The following is a 25,574-nucleotide window of genomic DNA, read 5'->3' as shown; positions in this document are numbered from 1 at the left end:
ATACGTCGAAGGGGAAATGCCATCCCCTTATCGATGCCGGAATATGGAATTTGATAAGGAATCCACTATGCAGCGCTATCAGACCAATAAGCCTAGCCATCAAACCATGAATTCGTCGTCAAAGGCGATCGGCACGGCAGTATGCAATCGATGGCTGGTACGGCGGCCATTGTCGCAGGCGATTGGTTTGATGATTGCAACGGGGGCATTGGCAGGCAATGTTCATGCTCAGCAGGCTTTCAGCCAAGCGTGGTTTGCATCCAAAGGTGTTGCGCAAGCGAGCGCGACTGCTACTGGCAAACTGCCTAACGGTACGCCTGTTTCATCTCTCATCAATCCTGCAGCGCAGCAACAGGCTGCGAATGCCAAGCTGGCCCATTCGCTGGGCAATCTTAATGCAGCAGCGCGTGCGATCGCGGCACAGCAGGCAGCGCAGAAAGCTGCACGCGAAGCGGCATTGGCCAACGGCACGTCGGTTCCCGACGGTCTGGGCGAAGGCGGCCTCAAGATCGACAGCAATTCGCTGACGGCGGGCTGGCTCAATGCCAATGCGCCGAAGCAAAGCGTTAAGGATGGCAAGACCACCGTCGGCATTGAACAGACTGCCGACAAGGCGATACTCAATTGGGAAACGTTCAACGTCGGCAAGAACACGACGGTGGATTTCAAGCAGCAGGCGAGCTGGTCGGTACTGAACCGCGTCAACGATCTGCAGGCAAGGCCGACCCAGATCCAGGGACAGATCAAGGGCGACGGCACGGTCATGATCGTCAACCGTAACGGCATCGTGTTCAGCGGCAGCAGCCAGATTGACACCCGTAACCTCGTCGCTGCTGCAGTCGGAATGAGCGACAGCCAGTTCAACAAGGGGTTGTACAGCGAGGTGCAGGGTAACGGTTCCATTCCCACGTTCGCCAACGATCTCTCGACAACGGCCAGCAGCTTCAGTCACGGCGGAGCAACCGGTGCGGTCATCGTCGAAAAAGGCGCGCTGATCACCACTCATGCTCCCAAGACGGTGACCGAAGGCGGCGGCTATGTCCTGTTGCTTGGCGCCGAGGCGCGTAACGCCGGCCAGATCACTACCACGAACGGGCAGACCGTCATGGCGGCAGGCGACGCCTTCGTGATCAAGAAAGGGATGAGCACCGACAGCAACCAAGCCTCTACCACGCGAGGCAACGTGGTCAGCACCTTGCGTCTGCCTGGAAGTGAAGGCGGCGCGGTCGGAAACACCGGCCTGATACGTGCCGAGACCGGCGACATCAGCCTCGTCGGCCACGATGTACGCCAAGGCGGCACGTTGGTGGCAACGACATCTGTGCATACCCGCGGTACCGTACATCTGAGCAACGATGCAAGCGACGCCGAAGGCAAGGTCACTCTGGCAGCAGGAAGCGTCACAGCCATCTTGCTCGACGAAACTGCCACCACCGCGCTCGACGTGCAGCGCGAAGCGCTGATCAAGGAGTCGGATAAGGCCGGTGACGGCATCCAGCACCGTCGTGACCAGTCGCTGGTACGGATTTCCAGCGGTGGTGATGTCGCCTTCGAAGGCGACAGCCTCACGCTGGCCACCGGCGGCCAGGTGTTCGTGCATGCAGCAGGAGAAAGCGAAGTACGGGATGGCGCACGCATTGATGTCTCCGGTGCGGTAGGCGTGCGTGTGGCAATGGAAGCCAACAATGTCCTGATCAACGTTCAGGGCAATGAGCAGCGCGATGCCTCTGTCAACCGTGACGGCGACAAGTTGCGCAACAGCGACATCTGGGTCGACCGGCGCGATCTGGTGCTGGTCCCGGCCGGTACCAACGGCTACGAAACAGACCGCTGGTACACCGCAGGCGGCCTGCTTGAGGTGGGCGGCTATCTGGGCACGCAAGGTCACGGTATCGGCGAGTGGGCGGCGCAGGGTGGCGCCGTGCAGTTCAGCGGCGGCGCGGTGGCGACGCGGCAGGGTTCGCTCATCAATCTCGCCGGCGGCACGCTCGACGTGCAGATCGGCCGCGTCTACCAGACCTGGCTCAAGGGGAGCGACGGCAATCTCTACAATGCCTCGACCGCGCCGGGCGACCTGCTCTACACCGGCCTCTATCGCGGGTACGAAACCGACCCGTCGCGCTGGGGCGATGCGGCAAAGCAGTATTACTACAATCCGCTGATCGCACCGCGTCAGCGGCTGGAGAACGGCTACACGGTCGGACGCGATGCCGGCCGGCTGGTGATTGCGACCGGCGCCGCCTCTCTGCAGGGCGAGGTGGAAACGGCGACTTTCCAGGGGCAGCGCCAGACCAAGGCGCGCGAAACCGCGCTGGACGGATATCGTCAGGCGCAGACCGCGATGGCCAGCAAGGCCGAACTGATCGTCGGTACCTGGACGCCGGTGTACGACAGTGACTCGAAGAATCTGCGCTACAGCCCCGGTGCGGTGGTGGAGCAGGTCGCCATCGGCGATGCGTCGACCGCGGTCAACGGCATCGCGCTCGATGCGGCCTGGCTGAACGGACTCGAACTGGGCGCGTTGCGTGCCTACGCCAGCGGCGGCATCACGGTGGACGGCGCGCTGTCGGTTGCGCCGGGCGGCACCATCGCACTGCATGCGACGCAGGTGGACGTGCATGCCGATCTGACGGCACGGGGCGGCGCCATCGCGCTCGGCAATCTGGTCGACAGGCACACCGGTTCCAGCACCGGCTGGCAGAGCAGTCCGGTCGCGGCTTCGGCACCGGCCGGCTACGAGGCCGCCACGACCATCGGCGAGAACGTGACGCTGGATGCGCGCGGCCTCTGGAGCAATCTGACCCTGGACGGTGCCGAGATCGGCGGGCTGCCGCATGTCAACGGCGGCAGCATTGCCGTGCGCAGCAGCGGCGACGTGACAGTGGGCAAGGGCGCCCTGCTCGACGTTTCATCGGGTGCAGCCCTGATGGCCGACGACAGTCTGCGCGGCGGCAAGGGCGGCAGCATCACGCTGGTGGCCGACGGTTTTTCCGCTGCAGGCAGCGCAGGCACCAAGGGAGCATTGAAGCTGGAAGGCGAGTTGCGCGGTCATGGCGTCAAGGGCGGCGGCACTCTGCATCTGCAGACCGGTGACGTGGTGGTCATCGGCGGCCAGGTCGCGGGCAGCGACGGTCAATTGCATCAGGGCCAGACCTCGGCCGTCGATCTGCTGACCGCCGAGGCGTTTACCGTGGCCGAGGGCGCGGTGCTGCCGCTCGACTATCGGTACATGCGCACGCACGCCCACCCGGGCGAGGCGGTCGGCGGCGCGCCGCGCGTGGTTGCCGGCGATACGTCGAGCTGGCTGACTCTGGGCGCATCCTGGACGCTGCCGAAGGCGTCCGGCGAATACCTCAGCTACAGCGTGACGCTGTCCAACGGCCAGTACCTGACGGTCGACGGCTATAGCTGGAGTACGGCGCCGACGCTGCCGGCCGGTACCGTCATCACCTCGATCGTCAATCCGGCGAACTTCCCCACCAATTATGTGGTGGATGCCGCCATCCTCCCGAACGGCATGTCGATCGCACCGACGACCGCCGTGATCAAGGCCGGCGCGGTCGCCCCCAGCGACGTGACCTATGCCGTCGGCACCCTGGTCCGTGCCGGTGCGAGCCTGCCGCAGACGGTGGCGGTCGCGCCGATGCTGCATCTGGATACGGCGCGCTTCCAGCAAGGTTTCTCGCGCTATGAAGTGATCGGCGGCAATGGTCTGGCGGTGGCCGAGGGCGCGCAATTGCAGGCGACGATGCCGATCCTGCAGGCGGACCTGTCCGTTGCGCGCGACGTGGCGACCGGCGCCGATCCGCAGGAGGTGCTGACGGAAAAACTGCTGCCGCTGTTCGCCGAGGATGCGAAGAAGGGCAGGCTGACGCAGCGCGGCGGCGCCGATCTAGTTCTGACGGCCGGTACCGAGCGCAGCAAGGTCGAAGGCGGCGAAACGCCGACGCTTGCCATCGGCGAGGGCGCGCGTATCGAGGTGGATGCGGGACGCCGCATCGTGTTGCAGGGCAATGGCCAGATCAACATCGACGGCGAACTGCATGCGGCCGGCGGCCGTATCGGCGTATTCGGGCTGGGTTTCGGTACCGAGGATGCCGGTCGCCTGCAGGGCCACGACGGTTCGGTATGGATAGGCGAGAAGGCCGTGCTCGACGCGTCGGGCCTGGCCCGCACCGCGCTCGATGCGCAGGGCCGTCGCTACGGCACGGTGCTGGACGGCGGCCGCATCGAGATCGGCGGCGAGTACAAGACGTTTGCCACCATCGCCGGCGCGATCGACAACTTCATCGTCATCCGTCCCGGCGCGCGCCTCGAGGCATCGGGCACCGCCGCGACGCTGGACCTGCCGGGACTCGGCGCCACCACGCTGGCTTCCGATGGCGGCGTGATTCATCTGGCCAGCTTCAATGGCCTCTATCTCGATGGCGACATGCATGCGGCGGCCGGTGGCGTCAATGCTGCCGGCGGCACCTTGTCGCTGGTGCTCGAGTCGCCGGCCTACCGCGACGCAGGCAAGCCGGGCGACCGGGTACTGGCGCACCGCGAGTTGCAGTTGCTGCAGAAACAGGCGCCGGAAAACCTGGCGGACGATCTGCGTCCGGGGCAGGCCGATGCGGGACTGGTCTACGGGCATGGGCGCATCGGTGTGGATCGCATCGAGGCCGGCGCGTTCGACAGCCTGTCGCTGCTGGTCAACGGCGTGCTGTCGATTGGCGATGGCGTCGATCTCGCGTTGGGTCAGAGCCTGCATCTGGCATCGCCTGTCATCGCACTTGCGGAAGGCGCGCCAGTCGGTGCCGACGTGAACCTGGCTGCGCCTTACGTGCGGCTGGCGGGCACGTCCCGCGTGGGCAAGGACAGATACACCACGCCGGCCCTGAAAGTGCCCGGCAGCGCCGAAGGCGGCATGGTCGCCTTGCAGGAAGACGCGCAACTGCGCGTCGAGGCTGGCGTGCTGGACGTGCTCAACAAGGTGGCGTTCGGCGCCTACGGGCGCTCGATGCAGAGCGGCAATGTCCTGGTTTCGCGCCATGGTTTCGAGCAGGTGGAACTGCGCAGCCGCAACGATCTGCGCTTCCTCGGGCATACGGTCGGCGACCGCACTTCCCTGACTACCGAAGGCGATCTGCTACTGGCCGGCAGCCAGATCTATCCGGCTACCGGCGCGCTGGCCGAAGTGATCGCGGGCCGCAAGCAAACAACCGACCAGTGGGGTAACCATCTGGTCAGCTACGACCCCGAGCGCGTGCTGCGCATCGAGCGCAGCGGCGAGGGGGCCGTGCCGCCACTGCCGTATTCCGTGTTCGGCACCTTGCGCCTGCTGTCGGCCAGCATCGACCAGGGCGGCGTGATCCGTGCGCCGCTTGGCACGCTGGAGTTCGGCGTGCCCGCCACCAACACCCAGGAACCGGGCGCGATCGTGCTGCGTCCGGGCAGCATCACTTCCGTCAGCGCAGCCGGCCTGGTCATGCCGTATGGCGGCACCGTCGACGGCTTGACCTACAACCATGCCGGAACGGAAGTGATGTTTCAGGGGCTGGGCGGCGGCATGGGTCGCGTGCAATTGACAGCGGACAGCATCGACGTACAGAAGGATGCGCTGATCGACCTGTCCGGCGGCGGCAAGCTGACCGGCGCCGGTTTTCTGACCGGCCGCGGCGGCTCCACCGATGCGCGCCTGCATCCGCTGGTGCAGATGGCCGCCGACAGCGGCTTCGTGCTGCCGGAACTGGCGACCAATCCGGTCTATGCCATCGTTCCCGGTGTGCAGGCCGGCGTGACGCCGATTGCGGCCGAGAAGGGCGCCGGCGATCCGATGATCGGCCGCCAGATCACGATCGGCGACGGCGTGCCGGGACTGGCCCAGGGCACCTATACGCTGCTGCCTTCCTCTTATGCCCTGCTGCCGGGCGCCTTCCGCGTGGAACTCAACGGGCTGGCTGCCAGCGCGGCCGCCTTCGGCAGCAGTACCGCCATGCGCAACGGTTCCTGGACGACCGCCGCGCGGCTCGGTATCGCCAATACCGGCATCGCCGACGTGCAGACCATGCAGGCGGTGCTGACTTCGGCCGACACGTTGCGTCGCTACTCGCAATACAACGAGACCGGTTATGCGCAGTTCGGTCTCGACTGGGCGCTGCGCGACAACGTGCCAAGGCCGCAGCTCGAGCGCGACGCGCGTCAACTGAACCTGTCGCCAGGCAGCCGCCTCGACATCGCGGCTGGCACCGCGAACTTCGCGCCTGCCGAAGGCGGCCGCGGCGGCATCGTGGTGCTGAACGGCGACCGCATCGAAATCCTTGCCGACGGCGCGGCGCCGACTGTCGGCTTCGACGGCACTTCGGTGCATGCCGGCACGCTCAACGGACTCGGTGCGGCCGGCATCAGCATCGGCGGTGCGCCGACGTCTTCGTTCGTGCAGGAAGCCAGCGGCGGCTGGTCGACCCAGAATGCGTGGCGGGTCGGTCTGGGCAGCACGACCAGCGAGATCGTCCTGCGTCAGGGCGCCGTGCTGGAAGCGGCATCGGTGTTTCTGTCGACGAACGACAAGACGCGCGGCGTGACGATAGAACGCGGGGCGGGCATCGATACCCTGGGGCAGGGCAAGGCGCCCTGGGATGCGACCGACGGCTATGTGCTGCAGCCGGGGCAGGCCGGCGTGCTGGCCGTGACCAACGGCTGGCTCGACGTGACCTCGCCTTCCGCCGACGACGCGGATGGCAAGCGCGGTTCGGGTTATCTGCACATCGGCACCTGCGCGGCCGGCGCGAGCTGCACGGGCGAAAGCGTGCTGTATTCGGAAGGCACGATCACCGCCGCCACCAACAAGTCGTTCGAGCTGGGCCAGTCGGTGCGTTACGGCACCCGCAATCTGGTGCTGGCGGTGGGCGGCATCAATGTCGGCAGCGCCGCGGAACTGGCGCAGGCCGAAGCCGCGGGCATCCTGCCCGTCGGCCTGACGCTGAACCAGACCGTGCTCGACCGCCTGCTGCGCGGCGACACCAGCACCGGCGCGCCGGCGCTGGAGAACCTGATGCTGACCGCCAGCGATTCGGTCAACTTCTACGGCAGCGTCAACCTGAGCACGCTCGATCCGGTCACCGGCAAGTCGCCGCTGGAACGCCTGGTGCTCGGCACGCCGGCCATCTACGGTCACGGCGATGCGGGCGACGTCGCCCGTATCGAAACCGACGTCCTGGTCTGGAATGGCGCCACCACGCCGGCGGCCAGCGTCATCGCCGACGGCGCCGGTACCGGCAGCGGCCGTCTGCAGATCGATGCGCGCCAGATCGAATTCGGCTACGGGCCCAAGAGCCAGCCCGATAGCGTCGGTACCCATGATCGCCTGGCACTCGGGTTTGCCGGCGTCGATCTCCATGCGAGCGAACGCATCACTGCCAATCACAAGGGTTCGCTGGCGGTGTATGAGTCGCGCGGCGGCTGGGATGCCGCCGCCAAAACATGGACCTACAGCGGCGGCGACCTGAACATCAGCACGCCGCTGCTGACCGGGCAGGCCGGTTCGGTGAACGGCATCAAGGCGGGCGGCACCATTGCGGTGATCGCACCGCAAGGAGCGCGCTCGCCGCTGCCGGACAATGCGACGCTGGCCGATGCGCTCGGCGCGGAACTGTCGCTCGACGCCGGCCGAAGCCTGACGCTGGATACCGCGGTGCTGCTGCCCAGCGGCAAGCTGACGCTGTCGGCGCAGAACGACGTCACGCTGGAGGACGGCGCGCAACTCGATCTGGCCGGCCGCAGGATCACCTTCTTCGACGTCAGCAAATACAGCTGGGGCGGCAACGTGACGCTCGACAGCCGGCAGGGAAATGTCGTGCAGCATGCGGCATCGTCGATCGATCTCTCCGCTGCCAACAATCGCGGCGGCAAGCTGACGGTGCTGGCACTGGCAGGCACGGCGGACCTGCGCGGCGGCATCGAGGGCGGCAGCAGCGGACACTACGATGCAGGCGGCACGCAGGTGCCGTTCGCTTCCGGTTACTTCGACGTGCGCGGTCGGCGCATCGCCGACTTCGCCGGCCTGAACGCGCGCCTGACCGAGGGCGAAGTGTTCGGCGGTCGCAGCTTCCAGTTGAAGGAAGGCGATCTCGTCATCGGCGACGAATTGAAGGCGCGCGAAATCAACGTCTCGGTGGACAAGGGCAGCCTGACCGTCAACGGCACCATCGATGCCGGCGGCGAACAGGCCGGCAGCATCCGCCTTGCCGCCAATGCCGGCGTCATCCTCGGCAGTGGTGCCGTGCTCGACGCCAGCGCCAGCGTGCTGCGCCGCGACAGCTACGGCCAGATCATCGATGCGCCCAACCGCGCCGTCATCGAGATCGATTCGGGCAAGAGCCGCCTGACATTGGCCGATGGCGCCACCATGAAGCTCGAGGTGGCGGGAACCGGCAGGAATTTCGGCACGGTGGCGCTCAATGCGCCGCGCCTGGGCGGCGCCACCGGCAACGACGTCGATATCGATGCCGGCGGCAAGGTGACGATCACTGGTGCCAAATCGATCGCCGTCAATGCCTTCCACACCTACGACGATGCCGCTGCCGGCACCGACGCCACGGTCGACGGCCGCAGCTACCAGACCATCGATCAGGAGTACCTGAACCGGAAGCACGACGACAGCGAAATCTTCATCGGCAATGCACTCGCCAACGGCACGCTGATGAACGGCAAGCTCAAGGGCTTGCGCGCCTACGCCGAGCAGTTCCATCTGCGTCCGGGCGTGGAGATCGTCAGCAATGCGGCGATCAATCCCGACGGCGACCTGCATGTGGACGGCGACATCGACCTGTCCGGCTATCGCTACGCCAGCGTCAACCCGCATACGCAGAAAACCGGCGCATACGGTTCCGGCGAAGCCGGCGCGCTGGTGTTGCGCGCACAGGGCGATCTGACGATCTTCGGCAGCATCACGGACGGTTTCGATACCTCGAAGCTCGGCGTGACCGTCGACGACACGGGTTGGGTACTGCCCGCCGGCCGCATGCCATTCGGCGGCGACCTCGTCATTCCGCACGGCGGCGTGGCGACGCTGGATGCCGGCACCAGATTCGCCATCGGCCGCACCTTGAACTACGACCTGCCGGTCGCGGGGCTGACGTTGCCTGCCGGTACGGTACTGCCTGCTGCCATGCCGCTGGCGCAGAGCCTGACGCTGCCTGCCGGCAGCGTGCTGGGTGCCGCGGTACTCGATGCCGGCGGCAACGTGATACATGCGGCCGGCACCGTGTTGCAGGCACCGCTGACGCTCGATGCCGGCATGCAGCTCGGCGCCGGTTTCCGTCTGATGCAGCAGGCGCAGATCGCGGCCACCTCGTGGCCCAGGGGGGCCGCGCTGCCGGTGGTGATGACGCTGTCGCAGCCGCTGACGCTGGCCAAGGGCGCCATCGTGCCGTCGGAAACCGACGTGGTGTTGCCGGGCGGCGCCGAGATGGTCGATCTGCGGCCGGTCGGAACCGACGGCACCCAGGGCCGCACTCTGGCGCTGGCGCCGATGCTGGCACCGGGGGCGCAGTCATGGGACATTCGTTTGGTGGCCGGCGCGGATCTCGAGGCGGCAGACCCGCGCCTGACGCAAGTGCACAGTACGGCGCGCCTGCGCCTGTCCGATACGCACTTCGGCATGGGCGCCAAGATCGCCGCCGCACCGGGTTCCGGTACGGGTTTCGTGTGGGGCGACCTGAGCCAGTACAAGGCCTTGATGGACATGATGGGATTGACCGATCTCCTCAGCTTCACGCCGGTGTCCGGCGAGCCCGTGACGCAGGCGCAAATCGACGAGTTGATGATGTGGGGGATGATCGGGGCGAGTCCGGATGAACTCAACGGCTTTGGCATGGGAGACATGGTCAATGTCGCCAAGGCAGGTTTCGTGTGGGGCGACCTGAGCCAGTACACGACCTTGATGGACATGATGGGATTGACCGATCTCCTCACTTTCACGCCGGTGTCCGGCGAACCCGTGACACAGACGCAGATCGACGAGTTGATGATGTGGGGAATGATCGGGGTGAGCCCCGACGAGCTCAACGGCTTCGGCATGGGAGACATGGTCGATTCGGCCGGCGGGCCGCCCGAGATGGTCACGACCTGGCACCCGGCGCGTCAGCAACTGTTCAGCGTCCTGCGTACCGGTACCGGCGATCTGGACCTGATCTCCGGCGGCGATTTCGAGATGACCTCGCTTTACGGCGTCTACACCGCCGGCACGTCTTCGGCGTCGTTGGGCACCGGTTACGATCAGGCGCGCGGCCGCCTGACCGACGGCACGGTGCTGCGGCCGGAAGGTGCGGCCTTCGAAAAGCTGGTCGATGGCGGCGCCGACAGCCTGTATGCGGCCTGGTACCCCGAGCAGGGCGGCAACGTGCTGCTGCGCGCGGGCGGCGACCTGAAGGGCGATCTGGTCGGCAACAACGAGAATCGCAGCGATAGCAGCGGCTATACCTTCTACAACACGCGCCAGCAGATCGCGACCGCCGCGGTCGGCAACTGGCTGTGGCGGCAGGGCACCGGCAGTGTCGAGAGCGGCGCGGACGCGGTGCCGACGGCATGGTGGATCAACTTCGGCACCTATGTCGCCGGCGATGCCACCGGCACTCTCGATCCTTACGGGCAGCGCTTGTTCAGCAACGATCCCTTCCTGGTCGGCTTCACCGGCATCGGCACCCTGGGCGGCGGCAACCTGACGGTGGAAGCCGGCGGCGATGCCGGCATGATCGATGCGCGCGGCATGCAGGCGAGCTGGAACCAGACCATCCATACGCCGCGCAGTCAGGGCCTGCATCTGGCCGTGGCCGGCACCGGCCGCATCACGTCGGATGGCAAGCTGGTGCAGACCGGCGGCGGCGATCTCGATCTGCGCCTGGGCGGCGCCCTGAATCCGAATCCGCAGCTGCGGGTCAACGAGCACGACCTCAACAGCACCTTCGTCAACCTGCGCGGCGCCACCGCCATCGACGCCGGCGCCATCGGCGGCATCAGGCAGGGTTATGGCGGCCTGGACCAGATGGATTCGCGCCGTGGCGACGTCTATGTAGCCGGCGGCGGCACCGCTACCGGCGGGCCGATCCTGGTGCTGGGCGATTCCGCCGTCCGCATCGAGACGCGCGGCGATCTGGTGCTGGGCGGCACCGCCGATCCGGGCCGCACGCTGCTGCTCAATGCGACGCCCTTTACCTACCAGGGCACGCATTACGACGGCAACGGCTGGACCTGGTTCTCGCTGTGGACGCCGGCAACCGCCATCGACCTGCTCAGCGCGGGCGGCAACCTGACGCCGACCACGACCTGGGACGAACGAGATGCCAACGAGACCGTGCGCGGCGGCGGCAGGGGCCGCAACCAGTCGGCCGGCGGCGACGGCTACTTCTATCCGTCCGTTCTGCGTGCGGCGGCCGCCAATGGCAGCCTGTACTATGGTGCCAGCGCCAGCAATGCAAGTATCAGCGGCGTCGGCATCACGCGCTATGCGCATGGCACGGTGCTGGCGCCTTCGCCGGTCGGCGAGCAGTTCGTCAACGTCACCGGCAAGGGCGAGTTGCAGTTGCTGGCGCAGGATTCGATTCTCGGCGCAGGTTATGTGTTCTCGACTTCCACCGCCGACCCGCTGGCGATGGCCAGTCCGTTCCGTCCCGGCTTTGTCGGCAGGGTGGCCGATACCGGCGGCGGTCAGTATGGCAACAGTCCGTTGCTGGTGCATAACACGGCATCCGAAGCAGTGCGCTATCACGGCTGGCTGACGGAGTACGACATCATCGGGCGCTCGAATACCGCCGCGTTGTTCACCTTCGGCAGTACGGCGAGCGTCGCCGATGCGGTGGTCGGACGGGAACCGTCGCGTTACTACGCGGTGGAAGGCGATATCGTCGGCCTGCGCGTCGGGCAGGAAGTACTGCTCGGCTATCCGGCCGGTTCGGCAGGGTCGCGCTACGAGGCATCGGGGCCGGTGGCGATACGCGCCGGCCGCGACATCACCGATTCCGGCACGCCGCTGGGCCAGAAGGACCCGACGGCGGGAGCCCTGTCCTCGACCGCTTCGACCCGCGGCAATCTGATCGCGCATGCCTATGCCGACGACATCTCGGTGGTGGAAGCCGGCCGTGATCTGCGCAACAGCAGCTTCTACGTCCTTGGACCGGGGCTGCTCGACGTCTCTGCCGGCCGTCACGTCTATCTGGGCAACAAGGGCGAGATCAAGAGCCTGGGCCCGATCGGCGCCAACGCGGCGTCGGGCGATCGCAACGGCGGTGCCGGCATCTCGGTGTCGGCCGGCATGGGCAAGGGTGCGCATTGGGATGCGTTCGCCGAGCGCTACCTGGACCCGGACAATCAGGCCGATGCGGCGCTGCCGTTCGCCGACCAGCCGGGCAAGGCCTTGACCATCTACAGCGGCGCGCTGACGATGGCGCAATGGCTGCAGCGCGAGTTCGGCTACGAAGGCGACGAGGCCGCGGCTGAAACCTTCCTCGCGCGGAAGCAGGCGGAACTGGATGCGGCGCGCAGTGCCGCGCTGGCCGAAGGCCGTAACGCCTCCAACCGTTCGCTGGCGCGCGAGTACCGGCTGGAAAGCCAGCTGCATCTGGTCAACTGGCTGAGCGAGCGCTTCGGTGCCCGCAATGGTCTGGGACTGCATTTCGATGCGGCAGCGATGGACGCGCGCGCCTTCTTCGACGCGCTGCCGCAGGAACAGCAGCGCGCCTACCTGCGCAATGTCTATCATGCCGAACTCAAGGCATCCGGCCGCGAGTACAACGATGCGGACGGCAAGCGGTTCGGCAGCTACCTGCGCGGCCGCGAGGCGATCGCCACCTTGTTCCCCGAGCAGGATGCACAGGGCAACAAGCTGAGCTACGAAGGCGACCTGACCATGTTCAGCAGCGCGCTGTACTACAACGCCGACTACGTGAACAACACTGTCGGTCAGGCACGTCCGAAGCCGGGCGTGGAGTACATCACCAAGGCCGAGTGGGAAGCGCTGGGTTCGCCCGGTTACAACGTGTCGTTCTACGACGTGCTGGATGCCGGCATCCACACCAACTTCGGCGGCGACATCAGCATCCTCACGCCGGGCGGGCGCACGCTGGTCGGCATCGACGGCGGCTTCAATCCGGGCGGCGGTTCGGGCGTGATGACCCAGGGCGAAGGCGACATCAACATCTATGCCCGCGGCGACATCCTGATGGGCCAGAGCCGCATCTTCACCACCTTCGGCGGCAATATCCTCGGCTGGTCGGCGGCAGGCGACATCAACGCCGGCCGCGGCAGCAAGACCACCGTGGTGTACACGCCGCAGCGGCGCGTCTACGACGACATCGGCAACGTGACGCTGTCTCCCAACACGCCCAACACCGGCGCCGGCATCGCCACGCTGAACCCGATTCCAGAGATTCTGCCGGGCGACATCGACCTGATCGCGCCGCTGGGAACGATCGATGCGGGCGAGGCCGGTATCCGGGTTTCCGGCAACGTCAACCTGGCAGCGTTGCGGGTGGTCAATGCCGAGAACATCAAGGTGCAGGGTGAAAGCAAGGGCATTCCGATGGTGGCGTCGGTCAATATCGGCGCACTAACGGATGCAAGTGCAGCAGCCGGTTCCGCGGCGATGGCGGCGCAAGACATGCTGCAGCGTGGTCGCGATGCGGCGCGTCAGAACCTGCCGTCTGTCTTCACGGTGCGCGTGCTTGGATTTGGCGAGGATTCCTCGAGCCGAGAACCGAGCTCGAGTGCGCCTGCCCATGAACGACGCGGCGTGGTGCAGGTGATCGGTGCCGGTGCGCTAAAGCCGTCGGACGTACAGGCCCTGACACCAGCGGAACGTGAACGATTGTTACGCTGACAAAGGGAGCTTGGGACGCTGCAGGTGGCGACTTGTCACGAATGCAAAAAGCTCATGCCAATGGACCGGACTCTGGTGAAAGCCGAGTCCGGTTTTTTTATTGAACATGACGCGGGCCATATGCAGAAAAAAGAAATATGAAAGTTTGATGACAAATGACGGTTGTTGCCCATTCAAAACGTCTAGGAATCTGTACGCAACATTGAACGATCAACTGGCCAAGCAGGTGAAGTTCGAGTTGCGAAGACGGATTTTGATTCCTTGAGATGAGTTCAATTCATGCGCGAAGTAAAAAATGGGTTTGACAACCGGCGGTTCAAACTGAAGGCGATTTCGATGGCGGCATTGGCCCTCTGTGCGGTGGTGACGGCGAATGCCCAGGAATCACCGACTGACGCTCCGAGCGGAGAGGCGGTAGTCGAGAAGCGGGTAGAGATCAACGAATACATCGTTCGCGGTAATACAGTGCTCGATGCGAAAACCATCGAGCTGGCATTGGAGCCCTACCTTGGACCCGACCGCACGCTCAAGGATGTAGAGAGTGCGCGCGAGGCCTTGCTGTCGGCTTATGCGGCACGCGGCTACCAATCCGTCTATGTCGATCTGCCCGAGCAACAGGTAACGGGCGGGGTGGTCTATCTGGCGGTAAATGAAACACGTGTCGGCCGTGTGCGTGTAGTCGGTTCCCGGTACAACTCGCCGGTCGAGGTGCGTGATCAGGTACCTTCGCTGAAGGAAGGATCGGTACCGGACTTCACGAAGGCTCAGGCCGAACTGACCGCGCTCAATCGCACCGGCAAGCGACAGGTGCTGCCGCTGGTCAAGCAAGGTGCGCTGCCGGGCACCATGGACGTCGATCTCAAGGTGGAGGACAGCAGTCCGTGGCGTGCCAGCGCTGGCCTGAACAACGATTACAGCGCCGATACCGAACGTTTGCGCGCCACGCTGTCGATCGGACACGACAACCTGTGGCAGCTCGGCCATAGCGCGTCGCTCAGTTTCTTCGGCACGCCCCAGGATCTGGACCAGACCAAGGTCTGGTCGGCTTCCTACACTGCCCCTCTGCGCGGTACCAACTGGAGCATTGAAGGCTCGGGTTACAAGTCCGACAGCACGGTGTCCACGGTAGGCGGCACGACTGTGCTGGGTAAGGGCCATGCGGTTGGCGTAAAGGCAACCTATACGGTTCCCGACACCGGCAATTGGTGGCATGCGATCAGTTTGGGCGTGGACTTCAAACAGAACGACGAAGCCCTGCAGCTTGGTGGGAGCAGCGATGAGGTGCCATTGCGTTATGCGCCTATTACGCTGGGCTATGCCGGCTTCGTGCAGAACGAAAAGAGCTACTACAGCGTTGGTCTTTCGGTGACAACCGGCACCCGCAGCCTGTTTGGCTACAGCAGCGACGAGGCCGATTTCCACTACAAGCGCGCCTTCGCCAAACCCAGTTTTACGCTCGTCAAGGGCGACCTGAACGGCGCCTATAACTTTGCCAACGATGCTCAGTTCGGTTTCCGTCTGTCGGTGCAGATGACGGATTCGCCGTTGGTCTCGGGCGAGCAGATTGCCGCCGGCGGGATGAATTCGGTGCGCGGTTACCTGTCGGCCGAAGCCACCGGAGACTACGGTACGGTCGGTTCGATCGAGATGCGCAGCAAACCGTTGACCATTCTGGCGCCATGGGTGGACAACTGGCGTGTCTATGCCTTTGCCGACGCGGGCAGGCTGAAATTGCGCGACCCGTTGCCGGATCAGGAGCATACATTTTCGCTGGCATCGCTCGGTCTCGGTACCAGCTTCCGCCTCGGTGAACACGTGAGCGGGCGCATCGATGTCGGTTATCCCCTCAAGACCGGTCCACGCACGGAACGTCACGACTCGAGCGTGAACTTCAGCCTCAACGCCACTTATTGAACCCTTTTGTAGACATTCCACATCAGTTCTCGGAGAACCAACCCATGCGACGCATTCTTTTTCTTGTGCTGACATTGATGAGCACAATCGTTCCTAACCTGGCCCATGCCTGGTGGCAGCCCGACTGGGCATATCGTAAACAAGTGACCATCGATGCCGGCCCGCAGGGTGCCGCGCTCGGTGCGGATGCAGGACGTACGCCGGTACTGGTGCGTCTGCATACGGGCAACTTCTCGTTTGCCGATGCCAGCGAGACCGGTGCGGACATTCGCTTTGTTACCAGCGACGACAAGGTCGTGCTCAATCACCAGATCGAACAATTCGATCCGCTGCTCGGCATCGCACTGATCTGGGTTGATATGCCGGCGGTCTCGGCGGCCGCACCGCAACCGTTGTGGATGTACTACGGCAATGCCAAGGCGCCGGCATCGGGCAATGGCCAGCGTACCTTTGATCCGGACTACACACTGATCTATCACTTCGGCGAAGCGAACGTTCCCGCAAGAGATACCACTGCCTATGGCAACAACGCGCAGACCACCGTTCCCGTCATCGACGGCACCGTGATCGGCAAGGGTGTGCAGCTCGGCGCCGCGCCTCTGATGCTTCCGGCTTCGCCATCGCTCAAGCAGGAGGCGGGTGCGCCGTTCTCTTTCTCGGCATGGGTGCGTCCGGACCAGCTCGGTCCGCAGCAACTTCTCTACGCGCGTCGCGACGGCGCCAACTCCTTGTTGATCGGTATCGACTCGGGTATTCCGTTCGTCCAGGTGAACGGCCAGCGTACTGCGCCTGGTCAGCCGGTCCGTGCAGAGCAGTGGTCGCACATTGCCGTGACCGCCGATGCTGCCAACGTCGTCATGTATGTCGGTGGACGTCCCAGCGTGTCGCTCCCTGTAGCGCTGCCGGCTATGAATACCGTTGCTGCTGTGGGCGACGATGTAGAAAGCGCCTCGGGCGAATTCCGTCAGTTCACTGGCGCCATTGACGAGTTGCGCCTGTCCAAGGTGGCGCGCCCCGAAGGACTGGTGATGGCCGACGCCGTGTCGCAAGGCTCGGAATCGCGCCTGACGACGTTTGGCGTGGACGAGCAGCAGGCCGGCAAGAGCCACTTCGGCTTCATCCTCTCGGCCATGCCGCTTGACGCCTGGCTGGTGGTCATCGTGCTGGGGCTGATGATGGCCGCTTCTTGGGCCATCATGATCAACAAGAGCCGTACGTATGGCGCGATCTCTCGTGCCAATGCGGAGTTCATGGAGCACTTCCACCAGACTGCCGGTGCACCGCTTGAACAGCTTGCAGTAGCCGGACGGCTTGGCGCAGACATCAAGCGTGATTCGTCGCTGTGGCGCCTGTATGCGGTTGCCATCAACGAGATGAACCGCCGCCATGAACGTGGCTATGACATGAACGCCGTCTCGGAAACGACCATCGGTGCCATTCGCGCGGCGATGGATGGCGTGATGGTGCGTGAGAACGAACGCATGGCAAACCGCATGAACTGGCTCTCTACCGCAATTGAGGGCGCGCCGTATGTCGGTCTGTTCGGTACCGTCATTGGCATCATGCTGGTGTTCGTGGTGGCTGCGATGGCGGGCGCCGTGGATATCAATTCGGTTGCGCCAGGCATGGCCGCGGCACTGCTGTGTACTGCGGCGGGCCTCGGTGTCGCGATCCCGGCGCTGTTCGGCTACAACTGGCTGGCGGCGCGTGCGGAAGCTATCAGCGCTGACATGGCCGTGTTCGTGGACGAGTTCGCTACCCGCCTGGCGGAAGAGCAGGGCGAAGGCCGTCAGCTCCGCTCCGTGGCGCAACGCGCCTGAGGAGCACACGATCATGGCAAACGCAGCGAAGTTCGGCATCAAGAAGCGCTCTGGCGGGATCAATATCACTCCGTTCGTGGACGTGCTGCTGGTGGTACTGGTTATCTTCATCCTCACCAGTAATGCCAGCATCCCGGGCATACAGGTCGATCTGCCCAAGGCAAGCTCATCGGTTGCGCTGGAAAAGCCGAAGACCAAGGCAATCACGGTGGATAACGCGGGACAGGTATTTCTCGACGCTTACCCGGTGACGCTGCCGGAGCTCGAAGAACGGCTGCGCACGGAAAAGGCGCTGACACCGGATTTCCCCGTCATCGTGCGCGGGGATGCCTCGGTCCAGTACGCCAAGGTGGTGGAAGTTCTGGATCTGCTGCGTCGTATCGACCTGAATCAGGTTGGTCTGGTGACGGGCAAGGCAACTTGAGGGGAGTGATGTGATTCGTCGTGATTCAACTTCATTCCCGCCATCGAAGGCCAGAAGCTTCTGGCGCCGCTGGGGAGGATATGCGATCGGTGCGGCGGTACTGATCGTGTTGGCCGCACTGACATGGTACTTGCTGTCGGATACCGCCAGTACCCGACGTGAAGTCGCTACGCCGCCAATGCTGATGCTGCCGCCTCCGCCGCCTCCACCGCCAGAGCCTGAAAAGGTGCCGGAACCCGAGCCGGAACCGGAGCCGGAAGTGGTGCCGGAACCAGAGCCGAGTCCTGTCGATACGCCGGATGATGCACCGCCAGCGCCTGAACCGGGCGAGGCAGTGACCATCGACGGTGAGGCGCAGGCTGGTACGGACTCGTTTGGCATCGCAGCCGGCCGCGGTGGTGGCATGACCGGCAGTGGCGGCGGCATGGGTTCTTACTCCAGTTTCCTGGCGCATGGATTCCAGAATGCCCTTCAACGTGACGCTCGTACCAGGAAACTGGCTTTTGAGGACATTCGCTACAACGTCTGGCTCGATGCGCAAGGCAGGACAGTGCGCGTTGAACTCGTCAAAAGCAGTGGCAATCCCGCCATCGACGAAGCGGTACTGGCTGTCATTGGTGAGTTCGACAGCGGCGCTCCGCCATCGACCACGCAGAAATTCCCGGTCCGCATTTCCAGCAAGGGACGTCGTCCCGGCTAATCGGTTCACCGGCAAGTTCAATCCCATTTGTGAAAGAAAGTATGAAACGCTCAATCTCATCTCAACAGTCTGCCACGTGTGAACGGAAGCCTCTGCTCCGCAATGTGCAGGCGATCGCTGTCGCTTCGGCGATTGCATTCATGGCGGCTGGCGGCTCGGCTCATGCGCAGGCAGATGTCGCAACCGAAAGCGCCATGGTCAAGCTCATTCGTGGTCTGATCGACAGCGGCGCGCTGAAGAAGGATGTTGGCGAGGCGCTGCTGGCTCAGGCTCAGACGGAACACATTGCTGCCCAGCAGGCTTTACGCCAGGCAGCCGCACCTGTGGCGTCGGCTCAGCCGAAGGTCGAGCCGGGAGATGTGCGTGTGCCCTACGTCTCGCAGGCGGTACGCGACAAGATTCGCGACGAGGTGAAGGGGCAAATCATGGCGCAGGCGCGCAGTGAAGGATGGGCTGCGCCGAATGAAACGCCGGAGTGGACCAAGCGTATCCGGGTCGAAGGCGATGTTCGTCTGCGCAATGAATCGCGTTTCTATTCTGACAGTAACGACAATCTTGGCATGGTCGACTGGGCCGCGATCAACAATGGCAACGCCTACGACATCAATCCAAACAGCAACACAGTGCTGCCACCGCAGCTCAACACGCGTCAGGATCGCAAAAACCAATGGAAGGCGCGCGCAAGGTTAGGTGTCATCGCCGACATCACGGAACAGACTTCGGCCGGCGTGCGTCTGGCGACCGGCAACGACGACAGCCCCGTATCCACCACGCAGACGCTGGGCGGCGGTCTCGAGAAGAAGAGCGTCTGGCTCGACCAGGCATGGTTTTCGCACCAGCCTGCCGACTGGCTGAAGATCACCGGCGGCCGGTTCGGCAATCCGTTCTATTCGACCGACATCCTGTTCTCGAACGATCTCAACTTTGACGGCTTGGCGGCTCAGTTCAACCGCAAGCTGAGTAACGAGCGTGTTTCGCTGTTCGGAACGATCGGCGTGATCCCTCTTGAGTACTCGTCCGACAAGTTCCCTGGAAACAAGGGTGACAAGATGTCCAGTGAAACCAAGTGGCTTCTTGGCGCGCAGGTTGGAGCCAACTGGAAACTGGACCAGACCAATTCGTTCAGAGGCGCTGCCGCCTACTACGAGTTCAAGAATGTAGCGGGCAAGTTATCCGACCCTTGCTATCTGTATTCGGGACAGGACACTGCGTGCAGCACGGATTGGACGCGTCCGGCTTTCATGCAACGCGGCAATACCCTGATGCTGTTGCGCAATATCGCATTGAATCCGCTAGACCCTGCCAGCACGGCGCAGCCGCAGTATCTCGGACTCGCTTCCAAATTCCGCCTGCTGGATCTCAATGCGCGCTGGGAGACCAGGATCATGAATGGTTATCCATTGCGACTGGATGCGAATTATATTCGTAACCTAGACTACGATGCGGACGAGATGTTTGCGCGCGCAAACGGCGGTATCGTCAACAACTTCGACGGTTCCGGCGGCACCGATCGATCTGCGTTCCGCAGCGGCGGCAATGCGTACATGCTGCAGGCGACGTTCGGCAAACCTGCGCCCAGCGAAAAGGGGGAATGGAACATGATGGCCAGTTACAAGTACATCGAGGCCGATTCCATGCCGGATGGTTACAACGATTCTTCGTTCCATCTCGGCGGCACAAATGCACGCGGCTATACGCTGGGAACCACCTATGCGTTCGACAAGAATACAACGCTGAGCGGTCGCTGGATGTCCAGCAAGGAAGTACACGGCCAGCCTTATGCGATCGATCTGCTGCAACTCGAACTCAACACACGCTTCTGATCGGGGAACACGATGAATACGTTTTTTCCACAGATGAAAAAGATTGCCGCCCGGACGGGTGGCAAGACTGTGTTGCTGGCGGGTGGGCTGGTCGCGATGACGGCTTTCTCCGCGCATGCGCAGCAGGGACAGACCATGGAAGACCGTCTGCGCGCGCAGTTGCGCATCACGACAAGCCAGTTGCAGCAGGCGCAGAACGAACTGGCAGTTCTGAAGGGCGGAGGTTCGGCTGTTGCCGGCGTGGGCGCAGCACCGACTGCGCCGGCCGGTGACACGGAAAAGCTCAAGAAGGAACTTGCGCGCAGCCAGGCTGCCGAGCGTCATGCGAAGGCAAGCGGCGAACGCCAACGCACCGAGCTGACCAAGGCCAACGAGCAGTTGGCCCAGTACAAGCATGCCCATGACGAGTTGGTGAAGCTGGCGCGTTCCTCCGAGGCAGAACGTCAAAGGCTGTCGCGTGAAGAAGCCGCAAGAATCGCTGCCGTTGCGCAGTGCGAGGAAAAGAATGCGCGTCTTTATTCGGTCAGCCAGGACATACTGCGGGCATACGAAACAATGGATGCCAGCACTCTGTTGCGCGGACGACAGCCGTTTGCGGACGAAAGCCGCGTCAAGCTTGAACAGATCGCTCAGGAGTACGGTGACAAGCTGTACGAAGGAAAATTCGACGTTCGTGCTGTAGCGGTTCCAGTATCTGCCCCGGCGGGACAATGATTTCCCGGCGGCAGGCGCTGCTGCGATATTCCCGAGCCATGTCTGCGTATATCGAAACGCATTGAATCCCGTAGGAGTCGAAATTGAAATACAAGAACAGAACGTTGATGCCGCTGATCCGTTCCCTGGCAGGCGTCGTCATGTTATCGGCCATTGGCATCAGCACCGCACAGACCGTTGCCGGTGACAAGCCCGTAGCCACGCTGGGCAGCGCATCGATCGGACAAAACGAGATCGCGCGTATGCTGCAAGGCATGCCGGACGCAGAACGTGCGGCGATCCGCGGCAATCGCGCGGGAGTCGAGAACTGGTTGCGCCAGCGTCTCGCAGCGGAAGTCCTGCTGAACGAGGCGAAGAAGAACGGCTGGTCAAACCGTCCCGAAATCAGGGAACGTATCGACCTGGCCGTCAAGGACGTGACTGAGCGGGTGATCACGACCACCTATATCGAATCCGTTTCCCAGGTTCCTGCCGATTATCCTTCCGAGGCGGAACTGAAGGACGCGTACGAGAAGGCCAAGGGCAACTTCAAGCTGCCCGTTATGTATCGCGTTGCGCAAATTTACCTGGCGCATGACGGCTCGTCTTCCGCCGACAGGCAGCGCGACGAAGCGAAGAAGCTGTCGACACAGGCGCGTCGCGGAGATTTCGCCGCACTGGCGAAGTCCCATTCGCAGGATAAGCGTACGGCGGAACGTGGCGGTGATGTCGGCCTGTTGCCGCTGGCACAGTTGCTGCCGGAGGTGCGCGATGTCGTCGCCAAGATGAAGGTGGGAGACGTAGGCGAGCCGGTACGTTCGGAAAGCGGCTATCACATCGTCAAGTTGCTGGAAACGCAGCCTGAACGGACTGCCACCTTTGAAGAGGTCAGGCCTCGCCTGCAGGCGGCGCTGCGCGAGCAGCGCCGCCAACAGCTGGCTCAGGAATATCTGGCCAAACTGATCCCGGCCGAAGGGCTGAAGATCGACAGTACCGCACTCGACGCCGCGCTACAGAAATAAACGCCTCCGGCGATCCATCTTTTTTTGCACCAAACCATAGGAAACGTTATGAGCAAGAACGAAAACTCCGCAGACAAGGCAGATGAATTGCTGCAGGCAGTCACTCCGCAACAGGTGGCCGATGCCATTCGGAACGCAGGCTGCGCGGTCCACACAACGGAAAAGGATGGCGTGACCTGGCTGCACAGTGCCAGTCACGGTATCGGCTTCCAGGTACTGTGGGGCAACCTGGTCGGCGAAGGCCGGTTCGCAGACCTGACGCTGAGCTGCCCGTTGCGCGTGCAGGGCGGCAGTCTGCCGGACGGCATTCTCAACGACTGGCACCGCACCAAGCGTTTTGCGCGTGTGGTGAAGCATGGCGATTTCATTGTTCTGGAAATGGACGTGGTAGCAGTTGGTGGAGTCAGTGTCGCGCACCTGCAGCTTTCCATGCAGTTGTGGACCCAGATGATGGGACAGTTCTTCCTCTATCTGCGTAACTACAAGGCCGAAGATCAGAACGCCAAGGACGCCGTTCCGTCTGAAGCCGAAACGAAGACGGCCGAGGCCGCGAACTAATGAGCGACGGCAGAAACGGCCCCCTCATGGGCGGTCGTTTTTCGCTCGCCATGACTGGAGGCGAGCAGAGAACGTCTTCTCCCATCTCGTCGTTTTCCCACGGGCTGACGAGGCAGATAAAGCGCAGTAGACGGGCCCAAGCCGTGCGCGATCGGCAACGTATCCTGCTGTTGCAGGTGATCGTCGAGACGATGCTGGAATTCGATATCTCGGACGAGGACATACGCAGTATCTACCGGGCATGTGCCGTTGCTCATGAAAACGAGGATGAAGGAAACGACGATCCCGCCACTTCCTGAATCCGCCTGCAGAAGCCGCAATGCAACGGGCAGGTCGACTGTCACAGCGTCGTCACATTGGGTACTTACGATGACGCAAGACTTGGCCGGATGCATTCCTGCCCGCGCCTTCCTTTCTGTTTGACTCCGATTCATCTCATGGCACGAGCTGGGCCGCTCATCCGTGCATTCGTTTCAGTGATTGGCATGCTATTGCTCGCTTCCCACTCGTTTCCCTGCACCGCAACCGCTATGGCACCCGTGTCCAGCGGCGTGGAGGATGAGTTATCTGCCACCGGAAGCGTTCACCTCGTCATTCCCGCGCTGCCATTGCAACAGGCACTTGATATGTTTGGCGCGCGCACCGGGTGGTCGGGGCTTTATCTGTCCAGCACCACGAACAATCTGTGGTCGACACCGCTGTCGGGTTGGTACACGCCAAGCCAGGCATTGCGAATCTTGTTGCTGGGAACCGGTCTGCGCGCGCACTTTACCGCAGCCAACGCTTTCGTTCTCGAACAATCGGATTTCGATGGGGCTGCTACGGATACCAGGGTGCTGGGGTACGACGCTGTCCTGCAACGCGGGATTCGCGATGCGTTCTGTGGCGATCCCTTTTTGGCTGTCAGGGACTTTCGCGCGGCAATACGTCTTTATGTCAATACGCAGGGACGCATCCATCGCGTCGATCTGCTCGATACCACAGGGGATGCCAGGCGAGATCAGGCTATCGTCGCTGCCCTGCGTGGCACGCACCTAGCCGAGGTGCCGGCCGATACGCAGCGACCCTTCTTCATATTGCTGCTGCCGCAGTCGGGGAGCTTGGATGGTTGCCAGTCAGAGTGAACATGCATGAGCGATTCGATTGTCACCACGTTGCGCGAGTTCCTGGTCGGACGTTACGACGAGTTGCGGCATCGACTCACCCTTCATTTGGGAAGTGCCGATTTGGCGAACGAAGCTCTGCAGGAAACATGGCTGCGGCTGGAAAGCGGAAAGGAGCCCACGGAGCCCGTCAAATACCCGCTCAGTTACTTGATGCGCATGGCGATCAATACCGCACTTGATCGCATTCGTGCCGAGCGTCGGTATATGAGTGGCGAGGAGGTCGATCAGGTACTGCTCGGCTTGGTGGATCCGATTCCCGGTCCGGCCGCCACGGTCGAGGCGAGATACGAAGCCGACCGGCTGGCGGCCCTGATTGAGAAAATGCCGGCACGCCGACGCCACATTCTGATCCTCGTCCGGGTCGACGAATGGTCGCGACAGGACGTCGCCGAGCGGCTTGGCATTTCCCTCAGCCTGGTCGACCGCGAACTCAAGCGGGCGCATGAGTATCTGGTCGAGCAGATGCGATGAAAAGTAAAAAAAACATACAGTTTCAGCGTACGAGAATCGTCTTATGGATATGGCATACCTGCAGTGGATGACGGCCTTGCTTGCTGACAGCCGCACCAATCATCCGATATGACGCTTTCTCGACGCCTTAGAACAGACCATGAATGAGTTGGAGAAACAGGCGCACGCATGGGTACGCCGTATGCGTTCAGGCGCGCTTCGTCCCCGCGACGCGCGGGCGCTGGCACGCTGGTGCGCCATCAGCACGGCGCATGAGGAGGCGTTTCGCGCAGCACAGCAAAAATGGAACGATCTGCTGCCGGCAGCCGCGCTGGCTGGCATCGATGATTCCGAACTGGCCATGCTGCGCGCCGGTCGCAACCGCAGGAATCAGATGGACGCAGGTCGTCGTCTGTTCCTGGGCGGTGTGCTGGCTGCCTCCGCGGCGACCGGCGTGGTCCTGCTCTATTCGCCCATGGACCTGCTGCCGTCAATAACGAGTGCCTGGCAGGCCGATTACCGTACGGCAACCGGCGAGCAGCGCAGCATCAGCCTGACGTCCGACGTGATCGTCAACATGAACACGCGCAGCAGCATCGCGGTACAACGCGCAGGGATGGGTGAGGTCGACGGCATCCGGCTGCTCGAAGGCGAGGTCGCAGTACAAATGGAAAGGCCGGGCAGGCCGTTTGTCGTCGCCACCGGGCTGGGTCGGCTGCAGGCCGACCAAGCCAGTTTTGAAGTCCGCGTCCGCGAATCTGGCGAGTGCGTCACCTGCACTGCAGGTAGTCTGCGCGTGACCGTCGCGGGCATGCAACTAGTGCTGCATGCAAATCAGCAGGTCGTCTATGACAGCAATGGCATGCAGCCGATCCGAACCCTTCAGGCGGAGCAGGTTTCGACATGGGGTAGCGGCATTCTCACCTTCAGCAAGACGGCGCTGGAGGAAGTCATCGCCGAGATCAACCGTTACCGCCCGGGACGCGTCGTGCTGTTGGCAGGCGCGGTGCGTGACAAGCCGGTCAGCGGCCGTTTCCAGATACGCGATCTGGACGGCGCGATTGCACAGATCCAGCGATTGTTTCATCTCGATGTCAAAAACCTGCCGGGCGGCATCGTGCTGCTGCGCTGATTTTCTTCAGGTGACGC

Annotated in this window: 13 protein-coding genes; all 13 read left to right on the top strand. The window is 63.3% G+C overall.

Annotated features, from left to right (window positions below; all coding sequences use genetic code 11):
* Window positions 1-457: 457 nt before the first annotated feature.
* The 13 genes from IEV38_RS00540 (at window position 458) to IEV38_RS00480 (ending at window position 25,557) form a co-directional block, all read left to right on the top strand.
* Complete coding sequence (locus IEV38_RS00540; protein ID WP_188394226.1) at window positions 458-13,855, top strand: filamentous hemagglutinin family protein; 13,398 nt, start codon at window positions 458-460, stop codon at window positions 13,853-13,855.
* A gap of 336 nt (window positions 13,856-14,191) precedes the next feature.
* Window positions 14,192-15,769: a ShlB/FhaC/HecB family hemolysin secretion/activation protein gene (locus IEV38_RS00535; protein ID WP_229728541.1), complete on the top strand. Its 1,578-nt coding sequence runs from the start codon at window positions 14,192-14,194 to the stop codon at window positions 15,767-15,769.
* Between the two features lie 77 nt (window positions 15,770-15,846).
* Window positions 15,847-17,589, top strand: coding sequence for a DUF2341 domain-containing protein (locus tag IEV38_RS00530; RefSeq protein ID WP_308633493.1), 1,743 nt, complete (start codon window positions 15,847-15,849; stop codon window positions 17,587-17,589).
* A gap of 13 nt (window positions 17,590-17,602) precedes the next feature.
* Window positions 17,603-18,013 (top strand): ExbD/TolR family protein, encoded by a 411-nt coding sequence (locus IEV38_RS00525; RefSeq protein ID WP_188394223.1) that lies wholly within the window; start codon window positions 17,603-17,605, stop codon window positions 18,011-18,013.
* 10 nt (window positions 18,014-18,023) lie between these two features.
* Complete coding sequence (locus IEV38_RS00520; RefSeq protein WP_188394222.1) at window positions 18,024-18,713, top strand: energy transducer TonB family protein; 690 nt, start codon at window positions 18,024-18,026, stop codon at window positions 18,711-18,713.
* 41 nt (window positions 18,714-18,754) lie between these two features.
* Window positions 18,755-20,536 carry a putative porin gene (locus IEV38_RS00515; protein WP_188394221.1) on the top strand — a complete coding sequence of 594 codons (1,782 nt, stop codon included), beginning with the start codon at window positions 18,755-18,757 and terminating at the stop codon, window positions 20,534-20,536.
* Between the two features lie 12 nt (window positions 20,537-20,548).
* Window positions 20,549-21,250 (top strand): hypothetical protein, encoded by a 702-nt coding sequence (locus IEV38_RS00510; protein ID WP_188394220.1) that lies wholly within the window; start codon window positions 20,549-20,551, stop codon window positions 21,248-21,250.
* Window positions 21,251-21,333: 83 nt separating this feature from the next.
* Window positions 21,334-22,251, top strand: a complete 918-nt coding sequence (locus tag IEV38_RS00505; protein ID WP_229728479.1) for a peptidylprolyl isomerase — start codon at window positions 21,334-21,336, stop codon at window positions 22,249-22,251.
* 48 nt (window positions 22,252-22,299) lie between these two features.
* A complete protein-coding gene (locus IEV38_RS00500; protein ID WP_188394219.1) occupies window positions 22,300-22,809 on the top strand; it encodes a YbjN domain-containing protein in 510 nt (169 codons plus the stop codon).
* Window positions 22,809-23,108, top strand: a complete 300-nt coding sequence (locus IEV38_RS00495; RefSeq protein ID WP_188394218.1) for a PDDEXK family nuclease — start codon at window positions 22,809-22,811, stop codon at window positions 23,106-23,108. The genes IEV38_RS00500 and IEV38_RS00495 overlap by 1 nt, the downstream gene beginning before the upstream one ends.
* 231 nt (window positions 23,109-23,339) lie before the next feature.
* Entirely contained in the window at window positions 23,340-23,933 is a 594-nt protein-coding gene (locus IEV38_RS00490; protein ID WP_188394217.1) for an STN domain-containing protein, read from the top strand.
* Between the two features lie 6 nt (window positions 23,934-23,939).
* Entirely contained in the window at window positions 23,940-24,446 is a 507-nt protein-coding gene (locus IEV38_RS00485; RefSeq protein ID WP_188394216.1) for an RNA polymerase sigma factor, read from the top strand.
* A 139-nt stretch (window positions 24,447-24,585) separates the two neighbouring features.
* Window positions 24,586-25,557 carry a FecR family protein gene (locus IEV38_RS00480; RefSeq protein ID WP_188394215.1) on the top strand — a complete coding sequence of 324 codons (972 nt, stop codon included), beginning with the start codon at window positions 24,586-24,588 and terminating at the stop codon, window positions 25,555-25,557.
* The last annotated feature ends 17 nt before the right edge of the window (window positions 25,558-25,574 follow it).

It is taken from the genome of Oxalicibacterium flavum (genome assembly GCF_014635065.1).
GTDB classification, from domain to species: Bacteria; Pseudomonadota; Gammaproteobacteria; order Burkholderiales; family Burkholderiaceae_D; genus Oxalicibacterium; species Oxalicibacterium flavum.
Note: the sequence above shows the minus strand (reverse complement) of the source record. Positions and strands in the feature narration are given on the sequence as shown.